The organism is Macrococcoides goetzii, from assembly GCF_002742385.2.
GTDB classification, from domain to species: Bacteria; Bacillota; Bacilli; order Staphylococcales; family Staphylococcaceae; genus Macrococcoides; species Macrococcoides goetzii.
In genome coordinates this window covers 662,680-675,618 of sequence record NZ_MJBI02000001.1, presented here as the reverse complement: position 1 = coordinate 675,618, position 12,939 = coordinate 662,680, and the positions used below count along the sequence as shown (strand labels likewise).

At 33.6% G+C, this 12,939-nt stretch carries 13 protein-coding genes and 1 riboswitch; of the genes, 11 read left to right on the top strand and 2 right to left on the bottom strand.

What is annotated here, in order from left to right:
* The first annotated feature begins 25 nt into the window (after positions 1-25).
* From BFS35_RS03580 to BFS35_RS03555, 6 genes are all read left to right on the top strand, one after another.
* The gene (locus BFS35_RS03580; protein ID WP_099577773.1) at positions 26-1,759 is read left to right on the top strand and encodes a 2-oxoacid:acceptor oxidoreductase subunit alpha; all 1,734 of its coding nucleotides are present in this window, start codon (positions 26-28) and stop codon (positions 1,757-1,759) included.
* Positions 1,760-2,623, top strand: a complete 864-nt coding sequence (locus BFS35_RS03575; protein ID WP_099577775.1) for a 2-oxoacid:ferredoxin oxidoreductase subunit beta — start codon at positions 1,760-1,762, stop codon at positions 2,621-2,623.
* 184 nt (positions 2,624-2,807) lie between these two features.
* Positions 2,808-2,908: riboswitch (TPP riboswitch) on the top strand.
* 45 nt (positions 2,909-2,953) lie between these two features.
* Complete coding sequence (locus BFS35_RS03570; protein ID WP_099577777.1) at positions 2,954-3,976, top strand: ABC transporter substrate-binding protein; 1,023 nt, start codon at positions 2,954-2,956, stop codon at positions 3,974-3,976.
* The gene (locus BFS35_RS03565; RefSeq protein ID WP_099577779.1) at positions 3,976-4,263 is read left to right on the top strand and encodes a thiamine-binding protein; all 288 of its coding nucleotides are present in this window, start codon (positions 3,976-3,978) and stop codon (positions 4,261-4,263) included. The genes BFS35_RS03570 and BFS35_RS03565 overlap by 1 nt, the downstream gene beginning before the upstream one ends.
* A 65-nt stretch (positions 4,264-4,328) precedes the next feature.
* Positions 4,329-5,000, top strand: coding sequence for an ABC transporter permease (locus BFS35_RS03560; protein ID WP_240628350.1), 672 nt, complete (start codon positions 4,329-4,331; stop codon positions 4,998-5,000).
* Positions 4,993-5,700: an ABC transporter ATP-binding protein gene (locus BFS35_RS03555; RefSeq protein WP_099577782.1), complete on the top strand. Its 708-nt coding sequence runs from the start codon at positions 4,993-4,995 to the stop codon at positions 5,698-5,700. The genes BFS35_RS03560 and BFS35_RS03555 overlap by 8 nt, the downstream gene beginning before the upstream one ends.
* A gap of 67 nt (positions 5,701-5,767) precedes the next feature.
* Here the strand turns inward: BFS35_RS03555 and BFS35_RS03550 are convergent, their stop codons facing one another.
* Both BFS35_RS03550 and BFS35_RS03545 read right to left on the bottom strand, forming a co-directional pair.
* Complete coding sequence (locus BFS35_RS03550) at positions 5,768-6,310, bottom strand: hypothetical protein (protein ID WP_099577784.1); 543 nt, start codon at positions 6,308-6,310, stop codon at positions 5,768-5,770.
* Between the two features lie 12 nt (positions 6,311-6,322).
* Entirely contained in the window at positions 6,323-6,964 is a 642-nt protein-coding gene (locus BFS35_RS03545) for a VTT domain-containing protein (protein WP_099577785.1), read from the bottom strand.
* 132 nt (positions 6,965-7,096) lie between these two features.
* Between BFS35_RS03545 and BFS35_RS03540 the strand changes: the two genes are divergently transcribed.
* From BFS35_RS03540 to BFS35_RS03520, 5 genes are all read left to right on the top strand, one after another.
* Positions 7,097-8,812 carry an ABC transporter ATP-binding protein gene (locus BFS35_RS03540; RefSeq protein ID WP_099577787.1) on the top strand — a complete coding sequence of 572 codons (1,716 nt, stop codon included), beginning with the start codon at positions 7,097-7,099 and terminating at the stop codon, positions 8,810-8,812.
* Positions 8,805-10,655: an ABC transporter ATP-binding protein gene (locus BFS35_RS03535; RefSeq protein ID WP_099577789.1), complete on the top strand. Its 1,851-nt coding sequence runs from the start codon at positions 8,805-8,807 to the stop codon at positions 10,653-10,655. The genes BFS35_RS03540 and BFS35_RS03535 overlap by 8 nt, the downstream gene beginning before the upstream one ends.
* A gap of 204 nt (positions 10,656-10,859) precedes the next feature.
* Entirely contained in the window at positions 10,860-11,231 is a 372-nt protein-coding gene (locus tag BFS35_RS03530) for a GntR family transcriptional regulator (protein WP_240628348.1), read from the top strand.
* Positions 11,232-11,233: 2 nt separating this feature from the next.
* Positions 11,234-12,133, top strand: coding sequence for an ABC transporter ATP-binding protein (locus BFS35_RS03525; RefSeq protein WP_158554246.1), 900 nt, complete (start codon positions 11,234-11,236; stop codon positions 12,131-12,133).
* Positions 12,134-12,287: 154 nt separating this feature from the next.
* Complete coding sequence (locus tag BFS35_RS03520) at positions 12,288-12,938, top strand: hypothetical protein (RefSeq protein WP_099577793.1); 651 nt, start codon at positions 12,288-12,290, stop codon at positions 12,936-12,938.
* Position 12,939: the final 1 nt, after the last annotated feature.

The window sequence follows — 12,939 nt, the reverse complement described above, 5'->3', positions numbered from 1 at the left end:
AAGTGATTAAAGTAGGAGGGTATTTATGAAATCTCAAATTTCTTGGAAAGTCGGCGGACAGCAAGGTGAGGGTATTGAAAGTACTGGAGAGATGTTTTCAACTGCGCTGAATCGTTTAGGTTATTATTTATATGGATATAGACATTTCTCAAGTCGTATTAAAGGTGGACATACGAATAACAAAATTCGTGTCTCTACATCTAGAGTGCATTCAATCAGCGATGATTTAGATATATTAGTGGCATTTGATCAGGAAACAATTGATGTTAACTATCATGAAATGAATGAAACAGGCATTATTTTAGCAGATAGCAAGTTTGATCCGGAAAAGCCTGAAGATTATGAGGGTAAGTTCTTCCCGATCGCATTTACTGAAATTGCAAAAGAACTTGGTACAGCATTAATGAAGAACATGGTAGCAATTGGTGCGAGTGCAAGTCTAATTGGTGTAGACCTTAAACACTTTGAGGTATTAGTTGATGATATATTCGGTAAAAAGGGAGAAAAGATTTGTGCATTAAATAAACAGGCTTTACATGCAGGTTTTGATTTAATGGAACAAGAAGATTTCCATACGTTTACATTAAATCCGTCAACTGAAGAAGGGCATTTATTCATGATTGGTAATGACGCGATTTCATTAGGTGCAATTACAGGGGGAGCGCGCTTTATGGCAGCATATCCTATCACACCTGCAAGTGAGATAATGGAATACATGATTGATAAGTTACCTGATTTAGGGGGAACAGTTATACAGACTGAAGACGAAATCGCAGCGGCTGTAATGGCAATTGGCGTGAACTATGGCGGCGTAAGAGCATTTACTGCGTCAGCTGGTCCAGGTTTATCATTAATGATGGAAGCCATCGGTTTAAGCGGGATGACAGAACAACCATTCGTTGTGATCAACACAATGCGTGGTGGTCCGTCAACAGGTTTACCTACGAAACAAGAGCAATCAGATTTAATGCAGATGATTTACGGCACGCACGGAGATATTCCGAAGATTGTATTAGCGCCGACAACAGCTGAAGATGCATTCTACTTAACAGCAGAAGCATTTAACTTAGCTGAGCAATATCAGTGCCCGGTTATTTTATTAAGTGACTTACAACTTTCTATGGGTAAACATACAGTGCCTCATTTAGACTTTAACCGCATTAAAATTGATCGTGGTAACTTGATTACAGAAGTTGAGCCACGTGAAGATAAATCATACTTCAAACGATATGAAGTAACTGAAAGTGGTGTATCGCCTCGTGTGATTCCAGGTGTTAAAAACGGTATTCATCATGTTACAGGTGTAGAGCATACTGAAGAAGGTAAACCTTCTGAAAGCCCGGTAAACCGTGCGAAACAAATGGAAAAACGTATGCGTAAAATAGAACAGTTAAAAATATCAGAACCTGTTGATTATAAAGAAAATCACGCAGAAGCGGATGTCTTGGTGATTGGTTACTTATCAACTTACGGTGCAATTGATGAAGCGATTGAACGTATTGATGGCCAGGTTAATCATCTGCACATTAAACAATTACATCCTTTCCCGACAGATGAAGTTCAAGATGCTATTAATAAAGCGAAGAAAGTCATTGTCGCTGAACATAACTATGCAGGACAATTATCAAGCATCATCAAGATGAATACGATGCATGAAGGTAAGATTACGAACTTCACTAAATATGATGGGACTCCATTCTTACCGAAAGAAATTGAAGCAAAAATAAACGAAGTAATAGAAGTAAAGGAGCGCATCTAAATGGCAACATTTAAAGATTTTAGAAATAGTGTGAAACCAAACTGGTGTCCAGGATGTGGTGACTTCTCAGTACAGGCTGCAATACAAAAAGCATGTGCTAACGTAGGTTTAGAACCTGAAGAATTAGCAGTTATTACAGGGATTGGATGTTCTGGTCGTTTATCAGGTTATATTAATTCATATGGTGTTCATTCAATTCATGGCCGAGCATTACCGATGGCACAAGGTGTTAAAATGGCAAATCAGGAACTTACTGTAATCGCTTCAGGTGGTGACGGAGATGGATACGCAATTGGTATGGGACATACAATCCACTCCATTCGTCGTAATATTGATTTAACATATGTCGTAATGGATAACCAGATTTATGGATTAACAAAAGGTCAAACATCACCAAGTTCAGCACATGGATTTGTGACAAAAACAACACCACTAGGTTCTATTGAGAAAAATGTATCGCCTTTAGAACTTGCAATCACTTCAGGGGCAACATTTGTAGCGCAAAGTTTCTCAAGTGATATTAAAGAATTAACAGCAATTATTGAAGCGGCGATTAACCATAAAGGGTTTGCATTCGTTAATGTATTCTCTCCATGTGTAACTTACAATAAAGTAAATACGTACGATTGGTTTAAAGAAAACTTAGTTTCTTTAAACGATATCGAAGGTTATGACAATAAAGACAAAAAACAGGCATTAAACACTGTAGTAGAACATAATGGATTAGTAACTGGTATTATTTATCATGATACTGAAACACCAAGTTATGCAGAGCAATTAAATGGTTACTCAAAATCATTGGCAAAAGAATCAATTGAAATGGACCCATCTAAATTTGAAGCTTTAATGGCTGAATTTAAATAAAATAAAGAGATATAGTAATCAGATGATTGCTATATCTCTTATTTTATTTAAATAACTATTTCTAACAAGAAAAATTAACGCAGAAAAATAATAAAATATTTCTGTTCAGCAGAGCACCAATTAAGTCTTTAACATTTGATACTAGGTATTTCTTTGGTATACTTGTAAAGGAAAATAAAATAACTAAAAACACTAGGGGAGTCATTCTGAGAATGGACATTGGTCCTAAACCCTTATTCACCTGATCTAGATAAAACTAGCGTAGGGAAGTGTCGCTTTTTGACACAACTTTACATGTAGGTTGTGTTTTTTTATTTGGAGGAAAATAAGATGAAAAAAAGTATATTAGTAGGTATGAGTTGTGCAGTATTATTAGCTGGTTGTGGTAGCGAAGAAAATAAGGATACGAATCAATCAACAAGTAAAACAGATAGTAATAAAACTGAAAAAGTTACGATGATGTTAGACTGGACACCAAATACGAACCATACGGGTATTTATGTGGCAAAAGAAAAAGGCTTCTTTAAGAAACATGGTTTGGATGTTGACATTAAAACACCTGGTGATGTTACTGCTGATCAGATGATCGCTGCAAATAAGAAAGATGTTCAATTTGGTATTAGTGCGCAAGAGCAGGTGACGCAATCTCGTTCTGAAGGTGTACCTATTAAATCAATCGGTGCAATCATTCAGCATAACACAAGTGGTTTTATGAGTTTAAAAGATAAGAATATTAAATCTCCAAAAGATTATGAAGGTAAAACGTACGGTGGCTGGGGTGCACCAATTGAGAAGGCTTTTATTGAAACATTAATGAAAAAAGAAAATGCTGATATCAATAAAACAAAGATTGTCAATATGGGGAATACTGACTTCTTCTCGGCTTCTAAGAAAAATATTGATTTCTCATGGGTATACTATGGGTGGACCGGTATTGAAGCAGAAACAAGAAATATTGACGTAAACATGCAATACTTAACGGATTACGATAAAAATCTAGATTATTATACACCTATCATTATTGCCAATGAAAAATATTTAAAATCAAATCCGGATACAGCTAAAGCGTTTATGGCAGCCGTAAAAGAAGGATATGAATATGCGATTAAACACGAAAAAGAAAGTGCGGATATTTTAATTAAATCAGCACCGGAATTAAAGAAACAAAAAGATTTAGTCTATAAATCTCAAAGCTATTTATCACCGAAATATCAAGATGATGCAAAATCTTGGGGGATTCAGGATGAGAAAGTATGGGCCAATTATGCGAAGTATTTAAAAGATAATAAAATTATTAAAAATGATTTTGTAGCAAAAGATGCATTTACAAATGAATTTGTGGAGGGTAAATAATGGCGAATACAATAATGAGCATTCAAATCATCCCAAAAACACCCGAAGGTCAGGATGTAATACCATATGTCGATGCTGCGATTGAAGTGATTGAACAATCAGGACTTAAATTTGTCGTATCACCACTTGAGACAAGTATTGAAGGTGATATGCATGAACTGTTGCCATTAATTGAACAAATGAACCATCGTATGCGTGCATTAGGCTGTGAATCAATTATTTCGCAGGTGAAATTCTATCATGCAGAATCAGTATCGATGGATGCATTGGTCGCGAAATATCGATGATTAAAGCAATAAAATTCTCATTGTTTATGATTTGCTTGTTGCTTGTATGGGAAGGGCTTGTATGGTTGTTAAAAGTCGATCCCTTTACATTACCTGCGCCAAGTGCTATTGCAAAGTCATTTGTAGTAGATTTTCCTGAATACTTTCCACATCTGTTACCTACGATACAACTTGTGTTATTAGGTTTATTTTGTTCAATTATTTGTGGTGTATTATTTGCGGTCATACTTAACTTAATACCAGTATTAAATGATTATATATATCCATTACTCATTATGAGTCAGAATATCCCTGTTATTGTTATCGCACCGTTACTTGTTATATGGTTTGGATTTGGTCTATTACCGAAACTCATCGTGATTACTTTAATCTGTTTCTTTCCCATAACAGTGAGTTTGCTGGAAGGATTTCACGAGACGGATAAAGATTTAAAGAAATATATGCAAATGATGGGTGCCTCACGCATGGAGTTATTTACAAAATTAGAATGGCCAAACAGTATGCCGTTTTTCTTTAATGGTTTGAAGATTGCTGGCACATATTCTGTAATGGGTGCGATTATTTCTGAATGGCTAGGAAGTGACAAAGGTTTAGGTAAATTTATGATACTTGCACAACGTGCATTTCAAGTCGATCAGGTTTTCGTTGCGATTGTCTGGATCATTATATTCGCATTAATAATATATATTGTAATAGAAGCGATAAAACGATTCGTATTGAGGTGGAATCATGAATAACTTAATAACAATACAAAATGTTTCACATCAATATGGAGATAAACAAGTATTAACTGATATCAATCTTACAGTACAGCAGAATGAAATTATTGCAATTCTGGGTCCAAGTGGATCTGGAAAGTCAACGCTTATTAATATTATAGGTGGACTGTTAAAACAAACATCTGGAGTAGTCTATATTAACGATAAGAAAGTGATGACAACCGGACATGTTTCATTTATGCCTCAGACGAGTTCATTAATGCCATGGCGCACTGTGGAAGATAATATTAAACTTGCTACTGAAATTGGTAAACAAAATAGCCAAGATCAAAGTTTATCATTATTAGAGCGTGCGGGTTTTACTGGCATTAAAGATCATTATCCATCAAGCTTATCTGGAGGTATGAAACAGCGCGTGTCTTTCTTACGTGCATTAAATACAAATCATCACGTATTGTTACTCGATGAACCATTTTCTGCATTAGATGAAATTACGCGTGTGGATATGCAGCAGTGGCTTAAGGGATTGATTAAAGAAACAGGTAAGACTGTTCTTATGATTACACATAGCATTGAAGAAGCGATTTCAATGTCTGACCGTATTATCGTACTCAACGGTAAACCTGCTACGATTACTCAAATTTATGATACGCAAGCAATTCAGAACGAAACGGAAAAACAAGGATTGAAATTAAAATTGTTCGATCAATTAAGATAAATACGTAACAAAGCAAAAAGGAGAGACGATTGTCTCTCCTTTTTGTATATATAATTTATTTCTTTAATTACTTACTAACAAGATATTTTTCTGTGTTTGAACCGAGATCTGCAATGGTAAAGAATTCACGTTGATTTGCATTTAAGACATGCAGTTTGATTGCATCGTTTCTTATATATTGTTTGGTTAAATCAGGTTGTGTCTGTGCATTAAAACTAAAAGTTATAGTGCCGTTCGTATTAATCTTACCATTTTTATTCGTAGGTATGATAAATGGCTGATCATTAGTATTCGTACCGATAACGGTATAAAGGGATTTCGGAAGTTCTAATCTATAACTTAAAGAAGGTTTCTCTTTTGATAGATACTTTGCCATCTGTTCTGTAAATCGATACTTTATGATAGACTGAGTTTCATTTCCAGTTTGCTTTTGTGAAAGTGAGCGCACTTTAAAATTTAATGGGAAATCTTTAATACTTTTAACTGGTGGTAAAGATTTAATATCTTGTTTCTGTGTTGTATTAACAGTTTTATTTTCTTCTTTTTGATTATTTTCGCAAGAAGCGAGAATAACGACTAAACTGCATAAAAATAAAAGTAATTGCCTCATTCACTTAACTCCTTATTTGTTTCGTAAGTTCTTAATAACGCTGAATACAGCAGGTAAAACAGATACTAATATAATTAATATAAGAACGATTTCAAAATTATTCTTTACAACTGGAATATTACCGAAGAAGTAACCACCTGCTAAACATATACCTACCCATGCAACAGCACCGATTATGTTATATAGAATAAAGTAACTGTATTTCATAGAACTTGCTCCGGCTACGAATGGGATAAAAGTTCTGATAAATGGCATAAACCTTGCAATTACGATCGTCTTTCCGCCATACGTATTAAAGAAGTTTTCTGCTTTTAACATGTGATCCTGTTTAATTAATCTGCCGATTTTTGGATGATTCACGATACCGTATCCTACCCATTTACCGATATGATAGTTTAGAGTATCGCCAATAATCGCAGCCAGAGTTAATAATATAAATAAAAACCAGATATTTAATGCGCCTTGTGGTGCTAATGCTCCTGCTGCAAATAACATAGAATCACCTGGTAAGAAAGGCATGATGACTAAACCTGTTTCTACGAATACGATTCCAAATAATATTGCATATGTAAGTGTGCCGTATTCTTTTACGATATTAACGAGATGTTCGTCGATATGTAATATAAAATCCATTAATTGAGTGAGTAGTGACATTTTTTTAGCTCCAATTCATTTGTTTTTCTAATCTATTATACGCTAGTCTATCTTACTTGCAAAAGAGTAAGTATATTTATTTTTAAATAATTTATTTAATGGCATAATATGAATAAGAAAGAGGGTGGGAATATGATATTAAAGTTTACGAAGCCATATTCAGGTTATATCATCTTTGCTTTAATCCTGATGTTACTGGAACTGGCTGTTGAGTTAAGTTTGCCTGTCATCTTATCCCAGATTATCAATGAAGGGATATTAAAGAATGATTTGAATCAAACTTTCTTTTATTTAGGTCTTTTACTTGTATTGAGTATTGCAGCATTTATCTGTGGTATCATTAATTCATTTGTTGCGAGTCATGTCTGTCACGGGTTTTCATATGATTTAAGAGAAGCTTTGTTTCAGCATATTCAAAAGTTTTCTTTAGCAACACTTGAGCGATTTAGTACATCGAGTATAATTACTCGTCTTACAAGTGATGTTATCGCATGTGAAATGGTGTTATTTATGAGTTTAAGAATTATGTTGCGTGCACCATTGCTCGTCATCGGTAGTATTATTATGAGTTTTATGGTTGCACCGCATTTAGCGGTATACTTACTTATAGGAAGTCCGATTATCTTTATCTTTTTATACATATCAGCAAGAAGTGGCATGAAACTCTTTAAACGTGTTCAAAAAGAGCTGGACGGTGTCAATCGTACCATTCAACAGAATCTATCATCAGTACGGATGATTCGTGCAAATTTAAGTGGAGCATACGAAACTTCAAAATTTGAAAGCACTTCAACACTACTAAAGAATGACACAGTTAAAGCACTTAAATTGATGGAACGCATTTTACCGTTCTTATTGATTGTTATGAATATTGCACTTTTAATAGTGATTTATATGGGCGCAAAAGATGTTACACAAAATGCGCTAAATGTTGGTGCATTAGTCGCTGTAATCAATTATGCATTGCGTATGCAAGGCGGATTTTCAATGTTTGCTTTCATTATCATTGCTTTCTCACGTGCAAAAGCAAGTAGTGATCGTATGACTGAAGTCCTTGAAACACCTGTTGATGAAGATCTTTCAGAAACTAATATTCAGCCTCATGCAGGTGGAGTAAGTGTTGAGTTTATAGATGTAGACTTTAAATATCCTTTATCACATCGAAATGTGCTGGAGAATATTAATTTTAAAGTGAATGCCGGAGAAAAGTTTGTCGTTATGGGGGCGACAGGGTCTGGTAAATCTGCAATGTTAAGTTTAATCCCTAGAATGTATGAACCAACAAAAGGTCAGATACTCATTGATGGAAAAGATATAAAAGAATATCAGGAAAGCTATTTAAGAGAAATGATTGGCTATGTTCCTCAGAAGAATACACTGTTTACAGGTACAGTATTCGACAATATTATATTTGGCAATCAACTGGCTAGCGAAAGTGAAGTGATGAGAGCGACTGAAATTGCACAAATTCACGATAATATTATGGATTTTGATCAGCAGTATAAAACACGTGTAGGCCAGGAAGGTGTTAATTTATCTGGTGGCCAAAAGCAACGTATCGCAATAGCGCGTGCAATAATTCGTGAGCCGAATATTTTAATATTAGATGATTCGACTTCAGCATTAGATATACATACAGAATCAAAACTATTTAATACTTTACAGCAACTACCGATGACGCGTATTATCGTAAGTCAAAAAATTGAAACCGCAAAAACAGCTGATCATATTTTACTGCTTGATCAAGGTAAAGTAGTCGGCTTCGGAGACCATGCAACATTACTGAAGACATCGGAGCTGTATCAACAAATTAATGATTCTCAGGAAAGAGGTGAGGTAGGTGCCTAAATCAATTCTGGGACATGAATTTATATTAACGAAAGAAGATTTAAAGAAGAAAAAGCAAAAAACTGATCAACGTGGGAACGCAATACCAAATGCGAAGAACTGGCAATATTCAATGAAAAGAATATGGCAGTTGATGGATGATACACATTTTAAACTATTTATCGTAATTATGTGTGTGATTATTTCATCCTTATTAGGATTGCTTGGACCATATATGATTGGTAAGATTATTGATCATAAAATCATTCCAAAAAAGTTTGATGGTCTGACACAGGATTTATGGATTTTACTAATCATATTTATATTATTATCTGTAACATCATATATTGCAGCAATTATCATGGTGACAATCGCGCAGGATACTGTATATAAACTAAGAATGCAATTATTTTCACATATGCAGAAGTTACCGATACCTTTCTTCGATAAACGTCAGCATGGTGAACTGATGAGTCGTATGACAAATGATATTGATACAATATCACAAGTATTAAATTCATCATTTATACAGTTTACATCATCTGTTATCACAATCGTTGGAACGATCATCGTGATGCTGATGTTGTCACCATTACTTACATTACTGACGATGATTATTATTCCGCTGATGTTTATTGCGATGCAGTGGATTACAAGAAGAACTGGACCACTTTATAAACGCAGACAAAAAGCAATTGGTGAAATGAATGGTTATATTGAAGAAATTATTTCTGGACAAGTTGTCGTAAAAGTATTTTCACAGGAACAAGAAGTCATTAGTGGATTTAGTGAAAAGAATAGCAACGTGCGTGACAATAGTTTCTGGTCTGTGACGTATTCTGGTTTCATTCCGAAAGTGATGAACTTATTTAATAATATCTCATTTGCAATAGTTGCCGGTATCGGTGGTATATTAGCGTTAAAAGGATACGGTATAACAGTTGGAACAATCGTTATATTTGCAGAATATGCACGTCAATTTACGCGACCATTAAATGATTTAGCAAACCAGTTTAATACAGTGTTAAGTGCATTAAGTGGTGCTGAACGTGTATTTGAGATTATCGATACTGAAGAAGAAAAAGATGTAGATAATGCGAATCGTAACCTTGAAATAAAAGGCGATATAAAACTAGAAAATGTAGTATTCAAATATAATGAAGAACAGACGAAACCAACAATTAATAACGTATCATTTGAAGTAAAAACTGGTGAATCTTTAGCGCTTGTCGGAGCAACAGGTGCTGGAAAAACAACGATCATTCAACTGCTTGCCAGATTTTATGAAATACAAGGTGGTATTATAAAGATTGATGACATCGATATTAAAGATATACCAAAATCAACCCTTCGGAACCAGATGGCATATGTATTGCAAGACCCATTTATCTTTGACGGGACGATAAGAGAAAATATTAAATATAAAAATCAGGACATTAGTGATGAAGTGATGATTCAGGCTGCTAAAGATGCGAATGCATATGACTTTATTATGAGACTTGAACATGGATTTGATACAGAAATTACTTTTGAATCAACACATCTTTCACAAGGTGAAAAGCAACTGATCAATATTTCTCGTGCACTCGTATTAAATCCTAAAATATTATTGCTCGATGAAGCAACAAGTAATATTGATACTGTAACTGAGATGAAGTTACAGGAAGCGATTGAAAAATTAATGCAAGGTAGAACAAGTATTATTATAGCGCATCGATTAAATACAGTGAAAAAAGCAGATAAGATTGTGGTATTAAATCAAGGGGAAGTCATAGAAGCGGGCAATCAAGGTGATTTAATCGCATCACGTGGTGTGTACTATGACATGCTGAATTCAGATGATGACCTTGAACTGCTGGAATAAAATAAAATGTGAAATTTAGAACCGATAAACCATTGTTTGTCGGTTCTTTTTCTATATAAAAATAGTTTGTAATATACATAATATACCTAATAAAAACAATAAAAATAATAAAATAATTTAAATTTGCGCACTTAATCACTTTACAAAATCGTATATACTGTGTATATTGTATATATACAGTATAACGGTAAAGAAGGTGATATATTGAATATTCATTTTGATCCAAAAAGCGATTTACCAATTTATGAACAATTAAAATCTGAAATAATTCGGCTGATTATGTCAAAGGAATTAAAAGAAGGTGAGCCTCTAATGTCTATGCGTGCACTTGCAAAGATGTTGGGCATTAGTGTTATTACGACGAAGAGAGCGTATAAAGATTTAGAAGATTTAGGCTATCTATATACAATACCTGGTAAAGGAACATTTGTCTCAGAAGGAAATATCGCAATGATCGAAGAACAATCCAATAAAGAACTAGAAAAAATGATCATTAGTGCAATACAACTTGCAAAACAACTAAACTTCGAAAAAACAGATTTTATAGATTTATCAAAGGACTTATGGGAGGAATAAACATGACAAAGCATGTAATCGAAATTTCTAATTTAAAGTTTAAACAGAATAAATTTGTACTAGATATACCAAGTCTTCATATACCCAAGGGCTACATTACAGGGCTTATTGGTGAAAACGGAGCAGGGAAAACGACGCTTATCTATCAACTATTAAATCTTACTACACCAGATAGTGGAGAAATAAAGATATTTGATCAAACTTATTATGAAGATAGAGCAGGGATACTTTCAGAAATAGGTATTGTATTCAGTGAAAATCACTTTCCTGAGTGGATGAATGCAAAGAAACTGGAAACGATTATGAAGATGTATTTTGAGCATTGGGACAGCAATGCATACTATAACTATTTAGACCGCTTCGAAGTACCTGTTAAAACAAAGATTAAACATTTATCACAGGGGATGAAGGTGAAACTCAGTTTAGCAACTGCACTCAGTCATCATGCTAAGTTGCTTATCTTAGATGAACCAACATCAAATCTTGATCCAACGTTTAGGGTGGAATTATTAAAGATATTTCAGGATTTAATGCTCGATGAAGAAATGACGATATTATTTTCGACGCATATCACGTCTGACCTTGAATCGATTGCAGATTATATTGCATATATTGAAAAAGGAAAACTACTAATGATGGATGAAAAAGATGTGATATTAGATGATTATAAAATTGTAAGAGGACCAGCATATATTTTAGATGATGAGATTAATGGATTATTGATCGGAACAGAATATTTTGAAGATAGCTTTACAGCATTAACTAAAGAAGCTCAGGCAATGGAAGAATTATTTGGTAATGAAGTATCAATTCGAAAAGTAAATATCGATGAGCTTATGTACTTTAAGAAAAGGGAGCGCATGCATCATGATCAATCAGTTGAAGTTGTCTCTGCTCTTTAATCGTTATAACTGGATTTATATCATACTTTTTATTTTTATAATTAGTTTTGATTTATTTCACTTATTCACCAAAGAAGAAGTATTCAAGAGATAAAAATTTAATCTGGCATGATGGGAGATAAGTTGCTAGAGAATGGGAGAAAGGAGATTAAATATGTTAAAAGAATTAAAATTTGCGAATAATTTGCTTCGATTTCATAATACAATTTTAATAGCATTTACACTCATAACAATTGGTCTTATTATTCTTAATTTTTTTGTGCCAAGCGACGGTTTTGCTCAATTTACTTTAACGATAACTTTTGTATATTGGATAACTTACTATACTGGATTTCAACTTGTAATAAATAAGTATAAAATATCTGAATTTCTATATGTATTACCTAAGAATATAGAAGATTGGATTCGTAGAGATTTGTTTATAGTAATATTCTCAAATATTGGGGCATATATATTATGGTCATTTTTTCTTGTCGGAACTGATCGGATTTTTATGATGATTCCTTTGTTATATATGATTAGTATCTCAATATTCTCATCAGTATTAATCATTTCACAAAAATATTTAAATACAAGATTTAATGAAAAATTTATGTTTATTTTAAATATGAGTACATTGATTTTCTTTCTAGTCGGATATATGCCTGTTCAAAATTTATATGATAGAGGCATGATAAATCAAGATGTATTTAACTTTACATGGTTACCTTTTATTATTTTAGCGTTATTAACTTTATTCGTTTTCTGGATAAATAGATATTTAAGAAAACACGCACGCTCAAAACACATGCTTTGGAGTGATTAAT

Bases quoted from the DNA above. Each gene is read 5' to 3' on its own strand.
- BFS35_RS03565 (WP_099577779.1), top strand. From the start codon at position 3,976: ATGGCGAATACAATAATGAGCATTCAAATCATCCCAAAAACACCCGAA.
- BFS35_RS03550 (WP_099577784.1), bottom strand. From the start codon at position 6,310: ATGAGGCAATTACTTTTATTTTTATGCAGTTTAGTCGTTATTCTCGCT.
- BFS35_RS03525 (WP_158554246.1), top strand. From the start codon at position 11,234: ATGACAAAGCATGTAATCGAAATTTCTAATTTAAAGTTTAAACAGAAT.
- BFS35_RS03570 (WP_099577777.1), top strand. From the start codon at position 2,954: ATGAAAAAAAGTATATTAGTAGGTATGAGTTGTGCAGTATTATTAGCT.
- BFS35_RS03580 (WP_099577773.1), top strand. From the start codon at position 26: ATGAAATCTCAAATTTCTTGGAAAGTCGGCGGACAGCAAGGTGAGGGT.
- BFS35_RS03545 (WP_099577785.1), bottom strand. From the start codon at position 6,964: ATGTCACTACTCACTCAATTAATGGATTTTATATTACATATCGACGAA.
- BFS35_RS03575 (WP_099577775.1), top strand. From the start codon at position 1,760: ATGGCAACATTTAAAGATTTTAGAAATAGTGTGAAACCAAACTGGTGT.
- BFS35_RS03540 (WP_099577787.1), top strand. From the start codon at position 7,097: ATGATATTAAAGTTTACGAAGCCATATTCAGGTTATATCATCTTTGCT.
- BFS35_RS03555 (WP_099577782.1), top strand. From the start codon at position 4,993: ATGAATAACTTAATAACAATACAAAATGTTTCACATCAATATGGAGAT.
- BFS35_RS03520 (WP_099577793.1), top strand. From the start codon at position 12,288: ATGTTAAAAGAATTAAAATTTGCGAATAATTTGCTTCGATTTCATAAT.